Origin of the sequence: Streptomyces sp. URMC 123 (assembly GCF_051386515.1) — a bacterium.
Classification (GTDB): domain Bacteria; phylum Actinomycetota; class Actinomycetes; order Streptomycetales; family Streptomycetaceae; genus Streptomyces.
This window is the reverse complement of sequence record NZ_JBPQTV010000123.1, coordinates 1-17352: the sequence shown is the minus strand read 5'-3', so window position 1 is coordinate 17352 and position 17352 is coordinate 1. Positions and strand designations below refer to the sequence as shown.

Annotated in this window: 14 protein-coding genes; 9 read left to right on the top strand and 5 right to left on the bottom strand. The window is 72.5% G+C overall.

Translation table 11 applies throughout. The features are described from left to right. The first annotated feature begins 487 nt into the window (after nt 1-487). Nucleotides 488-1699, top strand: coding sequence for a neocarzinostatin apoprotein domain-containing protein (locus tag ACSNOD_RS16420; protein WP_436767675.1), 1212 nt, complete (start codon nt 488-490; stop codon nt 1697-1699). Next, nucleotides 1581-3014, top strand: a complete 1434-nt coding sequence (locus tag ACSNOD_RS16415; RefSeq protein ID WP_436767678.1) for a hypothetical protein — start codon at nt 1581-1583, stop codon at nt 3012-3014. Before ACSNOD_RS16420 ends, ACSNOD_RS16415 begins: the two co-directional genes overlap by 119 nt. Before the next feature lie 79 nt (nt 3015-3093). On the opposite strand, the gene ACSNOD_RS16410 is transcribed toward ACSNOD_RS16415, so the two are convergent. Then, entirely contained in the window at nt 3094-4620 is a 1527-nt protein-coding gene (locus tag ACSNOD_RS16410; protein ID WP_436767674.1) for a peptide MFS transporter, read from the bottom strand. Between the two features lie 406 nt (nt 4621-5026). On the opposite strand from ACSNOD_RS16410, the gene ACSNOD_RS16405 reads away from it, so the two are divergent. Both ACSNOD_RS16405 and ACSNOD_RS16400 read left to right on the top strand, forming a co-directional pair. Then, nucleotides 5027-5707, top strand: coding sequence for a response regulator transcription factor (locus tag ACSNOD_RS16405; protein ID WP_436767673.1), 681 nt, complete (start codon nt 5027-5029; stop codon nt 5705-5707). A gap of 141 nt (nt 5708-5848) precedes the next feature. Next, nucleotides 5849-7102, top strand: a complete 1254-nt coding sequence (locus tag ACSNOD_RS16400) for an ATP-binding protein (RefSeq protein WP_436767672.1) — start codon at nt 5849-5851, stop codon at nt 7100-7102. Nucleotides 7103-7128: 26 nt separating this feature from the next. Here the strand turns inward: ACSNOD_RS16400 and ACSNOD_RS16395 are convergent, their stop codons facing one another. Continuing rightward, nucleotides 7129-7656: a GtrA family protein gene (locus ACSNOD_RS16395; protein WP_436767671.1), complete on the bottom strand. Its 528-nt coding sequence runs from the start codon at nt 7654-7656 to the stop codon at nt 7129-7131. Nucleotides 7657-7880: 224 nt separating this feature from the next. On the opposite strand from ACSNOD_RS16395, the gene ACSNOD_RS16390 reads away from it, so the two are divergent. The 3 genes from ACSNOD_RS16390 to ACSNOD_RS16380 all read left to right on the top strand — a co-directional run bounded on the left by ACSNOD_RS16390 (nt 7881) and on the right by ACSNOD_RS16380 (nt 10903). Beyond that, nucleotides 7881-9014: a 5-(carboxyamino)imidazole ribonucleotide synthase gene (locus ACSNOD_RS16390; protein ID WP_436767677.1), complete on the top strand. Its 1134-nt coding sequence runs from the start codon at nt 7881-7883 to the stop codon at nt 9012-9014. A 29-nt stretch (nt 9015-9043) separates the two neighbouring features. Beyond that, the gene (gene purE, locus ACSNOD_RS16385) at nt 9044-9538 is read left to right on the top strand and encodes a 5-(carboxyamino)imidazole ribonucleotide mutase (protein ID WP_436767676.1); all 495 of its coding nucleotides are present in this window, start codon (nt 9044-9046) and stop codon (nt 9536-9538) included. 168 nt (nt 9539-9706) lie between these two features. Beyond that, a complete protein-coding gene (locus ACSNOD_RS16380; protein WP_436767670.1) occupies nt 9707-10903 on the top strand; it encodes a dipeptidase in 1197 nt (398 codons plus the stop codon). Between the two features lie 103 nt (nt 10904-11006). On the opposite strand, the gene ACSNOD_RS16375 is transcribed toward ACSNOD_RS16380, so the two are convergent. Beyond that, on the bottom strand, nt 11007-12347 hold the full coding sequence (locus ACSNOD_RS16375; RefSeq protein WP_436767669.1) for a UDP-glucose dehydrogenase family protein: 1341 nt from the start codon (nt 12345-12347) through the stop codon (nt 11007-11009). 244 nt (nt 12348-12591) lie between these two features. Here ACSNOD_RS16375 and ACSNOD_RS16370 point away from each other — a divergent pair, with 244 nt between their 5' ends. Beyond that, nucleotides 12592-13752 (top strand): acyl-CoA dehydrogenase, encoded by a 1161-nt coding sequence (locus ACSNOD_RS16370; RefSeq protein ID WP_436767668.1) that lies wholly within the window; start codon nt 12592-12594, stop codon nt 13750-13752. Nucleotides 13753-13840: 88 nt separating this feature from the next. Here the strand turns inward: ACSNOD_RS16370 and ACSNOD_RS16365 are convergent, their stop codons facing one another. Continuing rightward, complete coding sequence (locus ACSNOD_RS16365; protein ID WP_436767667.1) at nt 13841-15193, bottom strand: LCP family protein; 1353 nt, start codon at nt 15191-15193, stop codon at nt 13841-13843. Nucleotides 15194-15320: 127 nt separating this feature from the next. On the opposite strand from ACSNOD_RS16365, the gene ACSNOD_RS16360 reads away from it, so the two are divergent. Then, on the top strand, nt 15321-15869 hold the full coding sequence (locus tag ACSNOD_RS16360) for an acyl-CoA thioesterase (protein ID WP_436767666.1): 549 nt from the start codon (nt 15321-15323) through the stop codon (nt 15867-15869). 58 nt (nt 15870-15927) lie between these two features. Here the strand turns inward: ACSNOD_RS16360 and ACSNOD_RS16355 are convergent. Next, on the bottom strand, nt 15928-17352 hold a 1425-nt coding region (locus tag ACSNOD_RS16355; protein ID WP_436767665.1), incomplete at its 5' end, for an LCP family protein.

Sequence of the window (17352 nt, the reverse complement as noted above, 5' to 3'; positions counted from 1 at the left end):
ACGGCCCGAGCCGCCGTGACCCGTACGGTGCGAGGCGGGCCGATTCGCCTGGCTCAGGCGCCGCCGTTCCGTACGGTTCGAGCGCCCGTGCCTCGTACGCCTCGGGTCCCGCCGATCCATCCGGCTCGGGTGCCGTCACCCCGTACAGCGCGGGGCCGGCCGTTCCGCCGCCCAGTACTGGCCCCGGTGGTCCGTACGGTCCGAGCGCCCGCGATCCGTACGGCGCGGGGCCGGTCAATCCGTCGCCCGGCGCGGGCACCACTGGCGCGCACGGCCCGCGCCCCCGCGAACCGTACGGTGCGAGCCCCCTCGCGCCGGGAGAGCGAGCCCGCGGGCCCGGCGGCGCGGTCGAGGTGGGGGAGTGGCCATGAACGGAGGGCGTGGGCGGCATCGCCGCCCCGCAAGGCACCGGCTCCGCCGCCCCGCAGGGCACCGGCTCCGCCGGTTCGCCCGGTCCGTGTCCCCCGCGGCGCTTCTCGCCGTACTGATGACGGCTCTGCTCGCCCTGACGGCGACGGCGTCCGGCCCGGTCGCCCCCGCCGGCCGGGCGCTCGCCGCCGAGGCGCCCAGCGCCAGCGTCTCCAGTACGACGGTGGCGCTCGGCGAGACGGTCACCGTCAGCGGCGCGGGCTGGCGCCCGGACACCCTCCTCACCGTGCTCCTCTGCGGTCAGAACCGGATCGGCGGCAGCGCCTCCTGCGCCAACGCGCACGGGCGCGCGGTCACGACCCGCGCGGACGGCTCGTTCAGCCGGGAACTGCCCGTCGGCGCCCCGCCCAAGCCCTGCCCCTGCGTGGTGCACGTGGCGACGGTGACCGGTGAACCGGCCTCCGCCGAGGCGGAGTTGGCGATCGCCGGGCACCCCGTGGCGGCGCTGCCGCCGGACCCGGGCCAGGGCGGCGGCCGGCTGTCCGTGCTGGAGGCCCGGCTGGAGGGCGAGAGCGGCCTGCTCACCTGGTTCGGTGCCCCCGCCCGCCGCACGGTCGTCCTCGTCGTGGGCAACGTGGGCTCCGCCCCGCTGCGCGACCCCGTGTTCCGGGTCGGCACGGCCCACGGCGTGTTCGCCCCCGACTGGGAGGAGCACCGGTGGCGCGGGACCGTGCCCGCCGGGCAGCGGGCCCGGATCGCCGTGCCGGTCCAACTGCCGGCGGGCGCGCACGGCGACTACCTCGTCTCGCTCACGTACGGCGGAAAGGTGCTCACCGAGCAGCCCTGGGGGGTGGGCCGGCCCTGGGGCGTCACCCTCTTCTGGGTGCTGCTCTGCGCAGTCGTCCCGGCGGCGCTCTTCCGGGTCGGCATGGCGGTGGTGGACCGGGTGCGCCCGCGCCCCGCCGCGGAGCCCGCCACAGAGCCCGCCACAGAGGCCGCCGCGGAGCCCACCTCGGCGCCTGACAAGGCGCCCGCCGCGGCGCCCGGCCCGGGCCGTTCCGAGCCCGCCGGATCACCGACGTCCCCCGCACCGCCGGAGGGCCGTCCCTGTCGGAAGGAGAGTCGTGACGACGCACCGGAGGGCGACCGCGGCGGCGGTCGCGCTGCTGCTCGGCGGCGCGGGAGGCGTGGCGGCGAGCGCGAGCCCCGCCCTGGCCGCCGAGGTCTCCTACGCCACGGAGTGCCTCCCGCCCCCGATCTCCGGCTTACCGCCGATCCAGGGGGTCACGAAGGTGGAACTCCGGGCTCCGGCGACCGCGAAGGTCGGTGACGAGATCGAGGTCGTGTGGAGGACGGTGCAGGCAGCGTCCAACAATCCCGACATCCTCGACCTGGAGCAGGACACGATCAAGCCGAGCGGCAAGGTCGCGGTGGCCGGCGCACAGCAGGGGGAACTGGCGGTGGAGGGGCCCCGGGAGAACCCGCCGGTGCCCCGGAACGGTCCGATGCGGCTCTCGGAGATGCGGGGCACGCTCAAGCTCACGGCGGTGGGCGAGGTCACGCTCGCGCCCGGCTTCTACAACATCAACGTCAACAAGCCGATCTCCACCGACACCGCGTGCTCCCCGAAGGCCGCGGTGCCCCCGGCGGCCACCGTCACGGTCACGGACGGCAGCGGCACGACCTCAGGCGGCACGACCTCCGGTGGCACGACCACGGGCCCGAGCGGCGGCACGACCACCACGGGCGGCACCACGACCTCCGGCGGCACCACCAGCACGGCGGGCGGCTCCAGCAGTACGGCCGGAGGGACCACCAGTACGGCCGGAGGCGCGAGCAGCACGGCCGGTGGCACGACCAGTACTGCCGGAGGGACGTCCGCCGGCGGGACGACCGGCGGCGGCGGGGACCCGGACGGCACCGCGTACCCCGGCAAGGAGGTCCTGGTGCCGTACGCCTGCAAGACGCCCATCGGTGACAAGAAGGCGACCTCGCCCGTGCGGATCGACGCCCGGAAGAAGGGCGGGGCCTTCGACCTGACCGTACGGTTCGCGAAGTCGGTGATGGACAGTCCTGTCGACATTCCGGCCGGCGCCGTGAAGCCCTCCATGGCCGTGGTCGTCGGGGGCGCCGACAAGGGCACCGTCGCGGTCGCCGGCCCGGCCAACAAGGACCCGATCAAGGGCGGACAGCCCATCGTGATCCCCGACCTCACCGGCGTCTACACACCGGGCGCGAGCGGCAGGGCCACGCTGACCCCGGGCGTCCTGACCGTCAGCGCGCTGGGCACCACGACGGTCTGCACCCCCGAGAAGGACCCGGGCGCCTCCCTGGAGCTGACGACCACGGCCCAGGACGGCGGCGTGACGGGCGCCACGACCTCAGGCGGCGCCACCACCACCGGCACGGCCACCGGCGGCGGTACGGCGGGCGGCACGGCCGGCGGACCGGGCTCCGGCGGCACCTCGGGCTCCGGCTCCGCCGCCGGCGGCCCGGGCGGCGGCTCGTCCGGCGGCCTGGCCGAGACGGGCGCGGCCGACCACGGCGGCCTGAAGGCCCTCGGCCTGCTCGCCGGCACGGCCGTGCTCCTCGGGGCCGCGGTGCTGACCCTGACCCCCTGGCGCCGTCTGCGCGGCACCCGCTGAGCCGAAGCCGTACGCGACGACGGGGCCCCCGCACGCCACGCGCGTGCCGGGGCCCCGTCGGAGACGAGTCGCGTCCGCCCTAGTGGACGTCGCCCATCGACTCCTCGACCCTCTTGCGGTACATGAACACCGCCAGGCCGGCGAGCACCGCCAGCGCGGCCTCCAGCCCCACGACGCCCGCACCGCTCATGTCCACGCCGCCGATCGACAGCAGACCCGTGACACAGTCACCGGCCGTCACGGCGAGGAACCAGACGCCCATCATCTGGCTGGCGTACTTCGCCGGGGCCAGCTTGGTGGTGACCGACAGGCCGACCGGGGACAGGCACAGCTCACCGGTGGTCTGGATCAGGTAGATCGACACCAGCCACATCGGGCTGACCTTGGTGCCGTCCTCGGCCATCAGCATCGGCACGACGAAGACGAAGAACGAGCCACCGATCAGCAGCAGCGCCATGGAGAACTTCACCGTGGTGCTGGGCTCCTGCCGGCGCTTGGCCAGCGCCAGCCACGCCCAGGCGAAGACCGGGGCCAGCGCCATGACGTAGAGCGGGTTCAGCGACTGGAACCAGGAGGACGGGAAGTCCAGGCCGAACAGCGAGTCGCCGGTCTTCTTCTCCGCGAAGGCGGCCAGCGTGGAGCCACCCTGGTCGTAGATCATCCAGAACGCGGCGGCGGCCACGAAGAACCAGATGTAGCCGGTCATCCGCTTCTGCTCGGCCGTGGACAGCTCCTTGTCCCGCTTGATGCGGAACAGCACCACGGTCGGGATCAGCAGACCCGCGACGGTGATCGGGATCAGCGCCCAGTTCAGGGTGAAGTGGCCGGTGTAGGTCACCGCGCCGTAGAACACGGCGGCGACGAGCAGGCAGACCAGGGCCTTCAGCAGAACGGAGCGGCGCTCCTCGGCCGAGGCCGGCTTCGGGACGACGCTGCTGCGCTCGCTGAGGTGACGGGAGCCGATCATGAACTGGACCAGGCCCAGCGCCATGCCGGCACCGGCGATCGCGAAGCCCAGGTGCCAGTTGACCGTCTGGCCGATGGTGCCGATGACCAGCGGGGCGACGAAGGCACCGAGGTTGATGCCCATGTAGAAGATCGTGAAGCCGCCGTCCCGGCGCGGGTCCTGCGGCCCGTCGTAGAGGTGGCCGACCATCGTGGAGATGTTGGCCTTCAGCAGGCCCGAACCGATGGCGACCAGGCCCAGACCGACGAAGAACATCGCCTTGCCGGGCGCCGCCAGCGACAGGTGGCCGGCGATGATGATGCAGCCGGCGATCAGTACGGTCTTGCGCGGCCCCCAGATGCGGTCGCCGAACCAGCCGCCGGGCATCGCCAGCAGATAGACCATCGCCAGGTAGACGGCGTAGATGGCGAGGGCACTGCCCTCGGGCATCGCCAGTCCGCCGCCCTGGCTGTCGGGCTTGGCGTCGGGGCCTCCCGCGATCAGGTAGATGACGAGGAGGGCCCGCATGCCGTAGAAGCTGAAGCGCTCCCACATCTCGGTCATGAAGAGAGTGGCCAGGCCGCGGGGGTGGCCGAAGAAGGTCTTGCCGCTTGCAGGGGTCCCCTGCGGTGCGGCGTCCTTCGTCAGGCTGGACGCCATGGTCGATCCTTGCTCGCTGGGACGCGTCGCCGAAGCGGGGTGCGCCCGGTGGGGGGCGGCCGGCACCCCGGTGCAGGAGCACACCGGGTCCACACCCGACCGCTGCGTCGCGGCACGGGCCCGGCCCACAGGTCATTCACTGGAGGTCCAGGCTGAGGCTTTCCAGCACCGCACATAAAAGAGCCCTTGGCGCGTCTTGCTGCCAAAGGTCCCGTGATACGTGCTATGGACTTCTCGACACCATACGTCACATCAGGGAGGCGTATGGAAGGACTTGAGACATGGATCACAGGGAAACCCGGAACCAACCAGGGGGGTTCGAAGGTATCGGGAGGGCGGCCGGTGGGAGAACGCGGGGTCCGCCAGGGCGCCCCGGCGCATATCCGGTGCGGACTACCATCTCTCCATGACCCGAGTACTGCTCGCCGAGGATGACGCGTCCATCTCGGAGCCCCTGGCCCGCGCCCTGCGCCGCGAGGGGTACGAGGTCGAGGTGCGGGAGGACGGACCCGCCGCGCTGGACGCCGGTCTCCAAGGCGGCGTCGATCTGCTCGTCCTCGACCTCGGCCTGCCCGGTATGGACGGTCTGGAGGTTTGCCGCCGCCTTCGCACAGAAGGGCACGGCTTCCCCGTACTGGTGCTCACCGCCCGCGCGGACGAGGTGGACACGGTGGTCGGGCTGGACGCCGGTGCCGACGACTACGTGACCAAGCCCTTCCGGCTGGCGGAGCTGCTGGCCCGGGTGCGGGCCCTGCTCCGGCGCGGCGCCGCCGAGTCCCAGCAGCAGCCGTCGGCCACCCACGGGGTGCGGATCGACGTGGAGTCCCACCGCGCGTGGATGGGCGAGGAGGAGCTCCAGCTCACCGCCAAGGAGTTCGACCTGCTGCGGGTCCTGGTCCGCGACGCCGGCCGGGTGGTCACCCGCGACCAGCTGATGCGCGAGGTGTGGGACACCACTTGGTGGTCCTCGACGAAGACCCTCGACATGCACATCTCCTGGCTTCGCAAGAAGCTCGGTGACGACGCCGCCAACCCGCGGTACATCGCCACGGTGCGCGGTGTCGGCTTCCGCTTCGAGAAGAGCTAGCCCGATCCGGACGACGGGCCCCGGCCCGACCACGGGCCTCAGCCGGACGACGGGCTCGGTCCGTACGGGTCCGGGCAGCGCTCCGGCCGTTCCGGGCGGCGGCCGGGCCCCCGATTCGTACAACCCGCCCGGAGGGCAAACGTGCGCCGCCGACTGATCAACTCCACGCTCGCCGTCGTCCTGGTGGTGATCGCCGTCTTCGGCGTGTCCCTGGTGATCGTCGAGACCCGCACGATCCGGACCAGTGCCCAGGAGAGCGTGGAGTCGGAGGCGTTCCGGCTGGTCGGCATCGTGGACAGCCGCCTCATCGGGGGCGAGCGGGTCGACCCCGACGTGCTGCGGGAACAGGTCACGGAGAACCTCTACGCCCGGATCGAGATCGAGGGCCGCGCCCCCATCGAGGTGGGGCGGCGGCCCACCGGCGACGTCCTGGAGGCCAAGGTCGACGGGGAGCGCGGGGACATCACCGTGCAGCAGTCCGCCGAGGAGGTCGCCGAGGAGATCGGCCGCACCCTGATGATCATTCTGGCGGTGGCGCTGCTGGCCGTGGTCGCCGCCGTCCTGCTCGCGGTCCGCCAGGCGCACCGGCTGACGGCGCCGCTGACCGACCTCGCCGAGACGGCCGAGCGGCTCGGCTCGGGCGACCCGCGCCCGCGCCACCGGCGCTACGGGGTGCCGGAGCTGGACCGGGTGGCCGATGTGCTGGACGCCAGCGCGGAGCGCATCGCCCGGATGCTCACCGCGGAGCGGCGGCTGGCCGCCGACGCCTCGCACCAGCTGCGCACCCCGCTCACCGCGCTCTCCATGCGGCTGGAGGAGATCAGCCTCACCGACGACCCGGCGACGGTGAAGGAGGAGGCGGCGATCGCCCTGGGGCAGGTGGAACGGCTCACCGATGTCGTCCAGCGGCTGCTGACCAACTCCCGCGACCCCCGCTCGGGTTCCGCCATCGCCTTCGACATCGACGAGGTCGTCAAGCAGCAGATCGAGGAGTGGCGCCCGGCGTACCGCAGCGCGGGCCGGGCCATCGTCCGCTCCGGCAAGAAGGGGCTGCGGGCGGTCGGCACCCCCGGCGCGGTGGCCCAGGTACTGGCGACGCTGATCGAGAACTCCCTGATGCACGGCGCGGGGCCGGTGGCGCTGCGCACCCGGGTCACCGGCAACCAGGTGGTCGTCGAGGTCACGGACGCGGGCCCCGGGGTGCCGGAGGACCTGGGGGCGCGGGTGTTCGAGCGCACGGTCAGCGGGCGGAACTCGACGGGGCTGGGGCTCGCGGTGGCCCGCGATCTGGCGGAGGCGGACGGCGGGCGGCTGGAGCTGCTGCAGCAGCAGCCGCCGGTCTTCGCGCTCTTCCTCAGCTGCGAGGCGGAGCAGGGTGCTGAGGGCGCGCAGTAGCGGGGCCGGCTCCCAGCCCGGACGGTTCAGACCGCCTCCGGCCCCTTCGCCTTCGCCGGCTCCGCGCCGGGCGGCGGCTCCACGAGGAACGATTCCGCGGTCTCGACCGCCTCCCGCGCCGGCAGCGCCCGGAACACCCACGTCCGGTACGACCAGAAGCGGAAGACCGAGGCGATGCCCATGCCGACGACGTTCTTGGCGATGTTGTCCGCCACGGTCGAGGTGAACCCGAAGCCGTAGTGGGAGAGCGCCAGCGTGCCGTTCTCGATCACCAGCCCCACGCCGCTGAAGACGAAGAAGAGCGTGAGCTCGCGGCTGCGCCGGGACCGGTCGCAGTCGCGATAGGTCCAGTAACGGTTCCCCACGTAGTTGGTGCAGATCGCGACGAAGGTCGAGATGACGCCGGAGCGGACCACGGCCAGCCCGGTGACGTGCACACAGAAGTTGAAGACCACGAAGTTGACCAGCGAGCCGACCGCGCCGACGGCGCCGAATTTGGCGATCTCGCGGGTGAGCCGTGCCAGCCGCGAGCGCAGTGATCGCCCTTCACTCATAGTGATCGTCTGGCTCCGTCGTCGAGGGTGGTCCGGCGGTGGACCGGCCTCCTCATGCTAACCAGGGCCCCCTCCCCCTGCCGCTCGGACGTCGCCGAACGGGGCGCGCGCCGTGGAAAGAGCCCGGCTGGAGCAGGGCCCGCTCTTGTGTGAACCTCCAAGGGTCGGTCCGGGCCGGACGGCCGTACGGATACCCTGGGGGCGTGACGTTCCCGGTAGTCGGCATGGTCGGAGGCGGCCAGCTCGCGCGCATGACGCACGAAGCGGGCATCCCTCTCGGCATCAGGTTCAAGCTCCTCAGTGACACCCCGCAGGACTCGGCGGCCCAGGTGGTGAGCGATGTCGTCGTCGGCGATTTCCGCGACCTGGACACCCTTCGTGCGTTCGCACAAGGGTGCGATGTGATCACCTTTGATCACGAGCATGTGCCGATCGAGCACCTGCGGGCCCTGGAGGCGGACGGCATCCCCGTACGCCCCGGGCCCGACGCGCTCGTGCACGCCCAGGACAAGGGGGTGATGCGCGCCCGGCTCAGCGCCATCGGCGCCCCCTGCCCCCGGCACCGCGTCGTCGCCGACCCGGCCGATGTGGAGCGCTTCGCCACCACGGAGGGTGACGGCTTCCCGGTGGTGCTGAAGACCGTGCGCGGCGGCTACGACGGCAAGGGCGTCTGGGTCGTGCACAGCGCGGCGGAGGCCGCCGAGCCCTTCCGCGCCGGCGTCCCCGTGCTCGCCGAGGAGAAGGTCGACTTCGTCCGCGAGCTGGCCGCCAATGTCGTACGGTCCCCGCACGGCCAGGCCGTCGCCTACCCCGTCGTCGAGTCGATCCAGGTCGACGGGGTCTGCGACACGGTGATCGCCCCCGCCCCCGACCTCCCCGACGACCTGTCCGTGCGCGCCCAGCGGCTCGCCCTGACGATCGCCAAGGAGCTGGGCGTGGTCGGCCATCTCGCGGTGGAGCTGTTCGAGGTCCGCGACGCCGCCGGGAACCCGCAGATCCTCGTCAACGAGCTGGCCATGCGCCCGCACAACTCCGGCCACTGGACGCAGGACGGCGCGATCACCTCCCAGTTCGCCAACCATGTGCGGGCCGTGCTGGACCTGCCGCTCGGCGACCCCCGGCCGCGCGAGCGCTGGACCGTGATGACCAACGTCCTCGGCGGCGACTACCCCGACATGTACGCCGCGTATCTGCACTGCATGGCCCGGGACCCGGGGCTGAAGATCCATATGTACGGCAAGGACGTGAAGCCCGGCCGCAAGGTCGGCCATGTCACCACGTACGGCGAGGTGCTGGACGAGGTGCGCGAGCGCGCCCGGCACGCCGCCGACTACCTGCGAGGGACGATCACCGAGTGACAAACAGCCAGCCGCTGGTCGGCATCGTGATGGGATCGGACTCCGACTGGCCGGTGATGGAGGCCGCGGCCAAGGCCCTCGACGAGTTCGAGGTGCCCTACGAGGTCGACGTGGTCTCCGCGCACCGCATGCCGCGCGAGATGGTCGCCTACGGGGAGCAGGCCGCGGACCGCGGCCTGAAGTCGATCATCGCGGGGGCGGGGGGCGCCGCGCACCTCCCGGGCATGCTCGCCTCCGTCACCCCGCTGCCGGTGATCGGCGTGCCCGTGCCGCTGAAGTACCTCGACGGCATGGACTCGCTGCTGTCCATCGTGCAGATGCCGGCGGGCGTGCCGGTGGCCACCGTCTCCGTGGCCGGCGCGCGCAACGCGGGGCTGCTGGCCGTACGGATGCTGGCGGCGCACGACGAGGGGCTGCGGCAGCGGATGCGGAAGTTCCAGACGGAGCTCAACGAGCAGGCCACGGAGAAGGGCAAGCGGCTGCGGGCCAAGGTCGACGGCTCCCCCTTCGGCTTCGGCGGCTGAGCCCCGGGCGCCCTCGCCCGCGGCCGGCCCGACGGCGGCCGCGGCGGCCGGCCGAGACGGTCGCCGCGGGCCGCTCCGGGGACCGCTCCGGGGCCGCTCCGGGGCCGCTCCGAACAAGGGCCCGTACGACCGGGGAACGGCGGCGAGCACCGTGGGTAGGGTGCGGGCATGACCGATGCCCTCGCCGCAGCACGCGAACTCCTCGCCGCCCACCCGGTCGTCGACGGGCACAACGACCTCCCCTGGGCGCTCCGCGAGCAGACCCCCCGCTACGACCTCGACCGGTACGACATCGCCGGTGACCAGAGCGAGCGCTTCCACACCGATCTGCCGCGCCTGCGCGCGGGCGGGGTCGGCGCCCAGTTCTGGTCGGTCTACGTCCGCACCGATCTCTCCGGGGACCAGGCCGTCAGCGCCACCCTCGAACAGATGGACGTCGTACGGCAGATGGTCGACCGCTACCCGGCACATCTGCGCCGGGCGCTCACCGCCGACGACATGGAGGCGGCCCGCGCCGAGGGCCGTATCGCCTCCCTCATGGGCGCCGAGGGCGGCCACAGCATCAACTGCTCGCTCGCCACCCTGCGGGCCTTCCACGCCCTCGGGGTGCGCTACATGACGCTCACCCACAACGACAACGTGCCGTGGGCGGACTCCGCCACGGACGAGCCGCGCGCCAAGGGCCTGACCCGGTTCGGCGAGGAGGTCGTCCGCGAGATGAACCGCCTCGGGATGCTCGTCGACCTCTCCCACGTCTCCGCGGACACCATGCGGCACGCGATCCGGGTCAGCGAGGCGCCCGTGATCTTCTCGCACTCCTCGGCGCGGGCCGTCTGCGACCACCCGCGCAACGTCCCCGACGACGTCCTGGCCTCCCTCCCCGCCAACGGCGGCATCGCCATGGTCACCTTCGTGCCGAAGTTCGTGCTGCCGGCGGCCATCGAGTGGACGGTGGCGGCGGACGAGCACCTGCACGCCCACGGGTTCGACCCGCTGGACACCGGCGAGGCCGCCACGGCCGTGCGGCGCGCGTACGAGGAGGCCAACCCGCGGCCGGTCGCCACCGTCGCCACGGTCGCCGACCACCTCGACCACATGCGCGAGGTCGCCGGCGTCGACCACATCGGCATCGGCGGCGACTACGACGGCACCCCGTTCCTCCCGGCCGGCCTGGACGACGTCTCCGGCTACCCCCGGCTGATCGCGGAGCTGCTGGGCCGGGGCTGGTCGCGCGCCGACCTCGCCAAGCTCACCTGGCAGAACGCGGTCCGTACGGTGCGCGCCGCCGAGGACGTCGCCCGGTCGATCCAGGCCGATCCGCGGCGCGGGCCGTCGAACGCCACCATCGAGCAGCTCGACGGCTGAAGCCCGGGGCCGGCAGCGCATCCGGGGGCCCGCCTTCCGGGTGCGCGACCGGGCGCCGGCCCCCGTACGGGTCGTACGCCCGCGGCCGGCCCCCGTACGAGATTTACGCCCGCGGCCGGCCCATCGCCCGGAACGTCCAGCCCGCCTCGCGCCACCGCTCGGCGTCCAGCGCGTTGCGGCCGTCCAGCAGCCGGCGCTCGGAGACCACCGCGCCCAGCTCCTCCGGGTCCAGCTCGCGGAACTCGCTCCACTCGGTCAGATGGAGCACGACATGGGCGCCCACGACCGCCTCCCGCGCCGTCGCGGCGTAGCCGAGGGTGGGGAACAGCCGGCGGGCGTTCTCCATGCCCTTGGGGTCGTAGACGGTCACCTGGCCGCCCTGGAGGTGGATCTGGCCGGCCACGTTGAGCGCGGGGGAGTCGCGCACGTCGTCCGAGTCGGGCTTGAAGGTGGCGCCCAGCACGGCGACCCGCTTGCCGAGGAAGCCGCCCCCCACCGCCTCCCGGGCCAGCTCCACCATGTGCCCGCGGCGCCGCATGTTGATCGAGTCGACCTCGCGCAGGAAGGTCAGCGCCTGGTCGGCGCCGAGCTCACCGGCGCGCGCCATGAAGGCACGGATGTCCTTGGGCAGGCAGCCGCCGCCGAAGCCGATCCCGGCCCGCAGGAACTTGCGGCCGATCCGCTCGTCGTGCCCGATGGCCTCGGCCAGCTTGACCACGTCGCCGTCCGCGGCCTCGCACACCTCGGCCATGGCGTTGATGAAGGAGATCTTCGTGGCGAGGAAGGAGTTCGCGGCGGTCTTCACCAGTTCCGCGGTCGGGAAGTCGGTGACGACGAAGGGTGTGCCTTCTGCGATCGGCGCCGCGTAAACCTCCCGCAGCTGCTTCTCCGCGCGCTCGGAGGCGACACCGACCACGATCCGATCCGGGTGCAGGGTGTCCTGGACGGCGAAGCCCTCCCGCAGGAACTCGGGGTTCCAGGCGAGCTCGGCGTCGCCGCCCGCCGGGGCGAGCTCGGCCAGCCGGGCCGCCAGCCCCGCCGCGCTGCCCACCGGCACGGTGGACTTGCCGACCACCAGGCAGGGCCGCCGCAGCCGGGGCGCCAGCAGCTCCACGGCGCTGTCCACATGGCTCATGTCGCAGGCGTACTCGTTCCGCTTCTGCGGAGTGTTCACGCAGATGAAGTGGATGTCACCGAATTCGCCCGCCTCCTCCCAGGAGGTGGTGAAGCGCAGCCGGCCGCTGGAGCCCTCCAGCCCCGCGACATGGCGGCGCAGCAGCTCCTCCAGCCCGGGCTCGTACATCGGCGCCCGGCCCGAGGAGAGCAGCTCGACCTTCTCCGGGACGATGTCGAGGCCCAGCACCTCGAAGCCCAGCTCCGCCATGGCAGCGGCGTGGGTGGCACCCAGATAGCCGGTGCCGATCACGGTGATCTTCGGTGCCATACGTGCTCCATGGTGCGGAGGGGCTGAATTGCGCTGACCGAGCATAGTCGGGCTCCGCGACGGGCACTCCAGTAACTGTCCCCCGCCCGTCACACCCAGCCGCCGTCCGGACCTCCGGACGAGGCGGCGCCGCCGCGCCCCGCCTGTCGTCAAGCTCACGTATCCCGGGCCGGGCGGCGCCCATAGGATTGGGTTACTTAACGGTAGTTAGCTGTGCAGTTGGCTTTCAGGGGAGTGAGAAACCTTGGCGGGTTCCACCGAATTCGACCTCTACCGGCCCTCGGAGGAGCACGACATGCTCCGCGAGTCGGTGCGCTCGCTCGCCGAGGCGAAGATCGCGCCGTTCGCCGCCGAGGTGGACGAGGAGGCGCGCTTCCCCCAGGAGGCGCTCGACGCGCTGGTCACCAACGACCTGCACGCCGTCCACGTCCCCGAGACCTACGGCGGAGCGGGCGCGGACGCGCTCGCCACCGTGATCGTGATCGAGGAGGTGGCCCGCGTCTGCGCCTCCTCCTCCCTGATCCCGGCGGTCAACAAGCTCGGCTCGCTGCCGGTCGTGCTCTCCGGCTCCGAGGAGCTGAAGAAGAAGTACCTGGGCCCACTGGCCAAGGGCGACGCGATGTTCTCGTACTGCCTCTCCGAGCCGGACGCGGGCTCGGACGCCGCCGGCATGAAGACCAAGGCGGTCCGGGACGGCGACCACTACGTCCTCAACGGCGTGAAGCGCTGGATCACCAACGCCGGCGTCAGCGAGTACTACACCGTGATGGCCGTCACCGACCCCGAGAAGCGGTCGAAGGGCATCTCGGCGTTCGTCGTCGAGAAGTCCGACGAGGGCGTGTCCTTCGGCGCCCCGGAGAAGAAGCTCGGCATCAAGGGCTCCCCGACGCGCGAGGTCTACCTCGACAACGTCCGCATCCCCGCCGACCGCATGATCGGCGAGGAGGGCACCGGCTTCGCCACCGCGATGAAGACCCTCGACCACACCCGCATCACCATCGCGGCGCAGGCGCTGGGCATCGCGCAGGGCGCGCTGGACTACGCCAAGGGCTACGTCCAGGAGCGCAAGCAGTTCGGCAAGCCGATCGCCGACTTCCAGGGCGTGCAGTTCATGCTCGCCGACATGGCGATGAAGCTGGAGGCGGCCCGCCAGCTCACGTACTCCGCCGCGGCGAAGTCCGAGCGCCTCGACGGCGACCTCACCTTCTTCGGCGCCGCGGCGAAGTGCTTCGCCTCGGACGTCGCGATGGAGATCACCACCGACGCCGTCCAGCTCCTCGGCGGCTACGGCTACACCCGGGACTACCCCGTGGAGCGCATGATGCGCGACGCGAAGATCACGCAGATCTACGAGGGCACCAACCAGGTCCAGCGGATCGTGATGGCCCGCAACCTGCCGAAGTAGCCTTCGCACCGCAAGCATGGGAAAGGGCCCCCGCCGATCCGGCGGGGGCCCTTCCGCGTGCCCGGCCCGGGGCGCGGGCGAGCCGTCGTCAGTCGCCCTTGACGGTGACCTTCTGGTCGTTCCTGAGCTGGTCCATCAGCGGCTTGACCCGGGACATGTCCCACTTGAGGGAGCCCTGCGGCGCCGGGCCCGCCAGGGGCATGTTCATCGAGGTGCCGCCACCGCTGGAGACCTCCTTCATCGCGAAGAACATGTCCTTCAGGTCCCACAGGCCCATGTCCTTGTCCACGAGCAGCGTGTCGAGGCCGGCGCCCAGCGTCGGGTAGAGCGCGAACGGGTTGAGGATCGTGCTCGGCGTCGCCGTCTGGCTCGCCAGCGCGGCCAGGAACTTCTGCTGGTTCTTGGTGCGGTCCAGGTCGCTGCCCTGGAGCGCGTAGCGGGTGCGCACGAAGGCCAGGGACTGCTCGCCGTTCAGGGTCTGCCGGCCCTTCTTGAGGTCGGCGCCGGACTTCTCGTCCTTGATGTCCTGCGGGATGTCGAGCTCGACCCCGCCCATCGCGTCCACGATCTTCGCGAAGCCGGCGAAGCCGATCTCGGCGTAGTGGTCGATCTTGAGGCCGGTGTTGTACTCGATGGTGCGCACCAGCAGCTGGGGGCCGTCGATGGAGTACGCGGCGTTCAGCTTGTTGGCGCCCGGCGAGGGGCGCTGCTTGCCCGACTCCGACCCCCGGAAGGCCGGGATGGTCACCCAGGAGTCACGGGGCAGCGAGATCATGGTGGTGCCGTTGTCGCCGGTGTGCAGCAGCATCATCGAGTCGGTGCGCTTGCCCTCGGCGGAGCCGGTGTGGAGCTTCTTCTTCTCCTCGTCGGACATGCCCTCGCGGCTGTCGGAGCCCACGATCAGGTACGTGGTGCCCTTGCCGCTCTGCGGCCGCTCCTCGACCTTGCTCAGATCGACCTCGCGGCGCAGCTTGGAGTCGGCCCAGAAGTAGGTGCCGATGGAGACCGCGAGGAGGGCCACGACGAGGGTGATCGCGCCGACCTTGAGGCGCTTGCCCCAGTTGGGCGCGGTGGCGCGCGGCGGCCGGCCGGAGCCGGGGGTGCGCGGGCGCCCACCGCCGGCGCCGCCCCGGCCGCCGCCGGCACCGCCGTAGACCTGGCCCTGGCTGTAGCCGCCCTGGCCGGGGCCGTGGCCGGAGTCCTGGACCGGTGCGCCCTGGCCGTAGCCGGCGGAGGGCTGGCGCGGGACGGAGGCGCGCCGGGGCGACAGCTCCGGCGGCAGCGGCGGCTCGGCGTGCGGGGGCCGCGGGGGGTGCGGCGGCCGCGGTGCGGCGCCCCGCTGGACGTGGCGCATCACGCGCGCGGCCTGCGCGTCGCCGTCCGCGCCGCGTCCATAACCGTCCCGGCGGTCGCCGGTCCTTCCCTCGGGCCAATCGTTCATACGGGGAAGTGTGCCTTCCTCGGCGGCCGTCTTATAGACCAGGTGTCGATTCGGGGCACCCCTGTAGCAGACCTGATGCAAAAGTGATCGAGAGGGGCTCTCCATCGGTCGCATTAAGGTGGTGGCCATGACCGATCAGGCAACGGCCCCGGAGAACGACCTTCCCGGCAAGCCGACCTCCGCTTCCCGCACCACGCTGTCGCACATCATGACGGCGAGTGACACCAATCTCCTGGGAACGGTGCACGGTGGCGTGATCATGAAGCTGGTGGACGACGCCGCGGGCGCGGTCGCCGGCCGTCACTCCGGCGGGCCGGCCGTCACGGCCTCCATGGACGAAATGGCCTTTCTGGCCCCGGTCAGGGTCGGCGACCTCGTCCATGTGAAGGCGCAGTGCAACTGGACCGGCCGGTCCTCGATGGAGATCGGGGTACGGGTGCTGGCCGAGCGCTGGAACGAGTCCGCGCCCGCCACCCAGGTCGGCAGCGCGTATCTGGTCTTCGCGGCCGTGGACGCCGACGGCAAGCCCCGGTCCGTACCGCCGGTGATCCCGGAGACCGAGCAGGACCGGCGGCGCTTCCAGGAGGCGCAGATCCGCCGTACGCACCGGCTGGCGCGCCGCCGGGCGATCATGGAGCTGCGCGAGCAGCGCGCGGCCGACGGCATCTCCGACTGACAGCCGGCCCGCGCCCGCCCCCGTACGCCGGGGAACGCCCCCGTACGGCCGCGCCGCCTCACGCGCACACCACCTGGTCCCCCGTGAGCGCCGCGAACTCGCCGCCCGCCAGCGGATCGGTGAACCGCACCTCGCGCACCTGCTGGGCGTCCGTGCCCAGGGTGACCCGCATCACCGGCCCGTGTCCCGGCACGCTCCGCAGCTCGGCCCCCGGCAGGGCCGCCGCCAGCGTACGGGCCGAGCGGTCCCACCCCGGGTCGTAACTGATCACCGTGCGGCCCGCCGTCCCCGCCCCCGGGGCCGCGTTGCCCGGCAGCCCCGTCGTGTCGAAGCCGGTGCGGCGCAGCGCCTGGTCGATCCGCTGGCCCAGGCCCGCCGCCGTGGTCGCGTTGTCCACCTGGACGCGGATCTGCCGCGGGGACACGTCCACCGGGGTGCCCCGCTTCCGCTTGGTCCGCTGGGACGCCAGCGGCCGGTCCTCGCGCAGCGCGGCGAACAGCTTCTCCGCCTTGGGCCCGTCCCACTGCACGGTGGAGCCGAGGCCGGGCACCTGGTGCGCGGGGTTGGCGATCGGCACGGAGGTGAACTCCGACGACTCGGTGGTGAAGCCCCGCATGGCCCGCCCGAGCGCCAGCATCTCGTCGGAGCCCAGGCCGTGGTCGGCCCGTACGGAGTCGAGCAGGGTGGTGGTGACCTTGTTGAGCTTCACCGGGTTCATCAGCACCCCGCTGCTGGTCACCTCGTGCACCAGCGCCGCCAGGAAGCGCTGCTGGCGCTGCATCCGGCCGAGGTCGGAGCCGCCGTCGACATACCGGGAGCGGACGTACTGCAGGGCCTGGCCGCCGCGCAGCCTGCTGGTGCCGGCCGGGATGTCCAGCCCGGTGTTGTCGTCCTTCAGCGGCCGCGGCGTGCACACCTCGACCCCGCCGAGCACGTCCACGGTCTGCATGAAGCTGATGAAGTCGACCTCCAGATAGTGGTCGATGTGGACGCCGGTCAGCCGCTCGACCGTCCGTACGGTCAGCTGCGGGCCGCCGTGCGAGTACGCGGCGTTGAGCTTGTCCGGCCGGGCCGGCCGCTTCTGGCCGGTGGCCGGGTCGGTGTGCTCGGGCAGCTCGGCATACGTGTCCCGGGGGATGCTGACCACGCTCACCCGGCGCTTGTCGGCCGACAGATGCACCAGCATCACGGTGTCGGTGCAGTTGCAGGGCGCGCCGCCGAGCCGGTAGAGCTCCTTGTGCACCGAGGTGATCTCCTCGCGGCCGTCCGTGCCGACCAGCAGGAAGTTCAGCCCCTTGCTGGCCCGGGGCCGCTCGCCCAGCCCCCGGAACGGGTCGATCCGGTGCAGTCCGGTGTCGAGCCCGGCGACCATCGCGTGCCCGACCCCGCTGGCCGTGAGCACCAGGACGGAGACGGCCGTGGCGAGCCGCAGCCCCCAGCGGGGCCGCCCCCGCGCGACCCGCCCCGGCCCGCCGCGCCGCGG

Bases quoted from the DNA above. Each gene is read 5' to 3' on its own strand.
- ACSNOD_RS16420 (WP_436767675.1), top strand. From the start codon at position 488: ATGACGGCTCTGCTCGCCCTGACGGCGACGGCGTCCGGCCCGGTCGCC.
- ACSNOD_RS16410 (WP_436767674.1), bottom strand. From the start codon at position 4,620: ATGGCGTCCAGCCTGACGAAGGACGCCGCACCGCAGGGGACCCCTGCA.
- ACSNOD_RS16405 (WP_436767673.1), top strand. From the start codon at position 5,027: ATGACCCGAGTACTGCTCGCCGAGGATGACGCGTCCATCTCGGAGCCC.
- ACSNOD_RS16395 (WP_436767671.1), bottom strand. From the start codon at position 7,656: ATGAGTGAAGGGCGATCACTGCGCTCGCGGCTGGCACGGCTCACCCGC.
- ACSNOD_RS16390 (WP_436767677.1), top strand. From the start codon at position 7,881: ATGGTCGGAGGCGGCCAGCTCGCGCGCATGACGCACGAAGCGGGCATC.
- purE (WP_436767676.1), top strand. From the start codon at position 9,044: ATGGGATCGGACTCCGACTGGCCGGTGATGGAGGCCGCGGCCAAGGCC.
- ACSNOD_RS16380 (WP_436767670.1), top strand. From the start codon at position 9,707: ATGACCGATGCCCTCGCCGCAGCACGCGAACTCCTCGCCGCCCACCCG.
- ACSNOD_RS16375 (WP_436767669.1), bottom strand. From the start codon at position 12,347: ATGGCACCGAAGATCACCGTGATCGGCACCGGCTATCTGGGTGCCACC.
- ACSNOD_RS16365 (WP_436767667.1), bottom strand. From the start codon at position 15,193: ATGAACGATTGGCCCGAGGGAAGGACCGGCGACCGCCGGGACGGTTAT.
- ACSNOD_RS16360 (WP_436767666.1), top strand. From the start codon at position 15,321: ATGACCGATCAGGCAACGGCCCCGGAGAACGACCTTCCCGGCAAGCCG.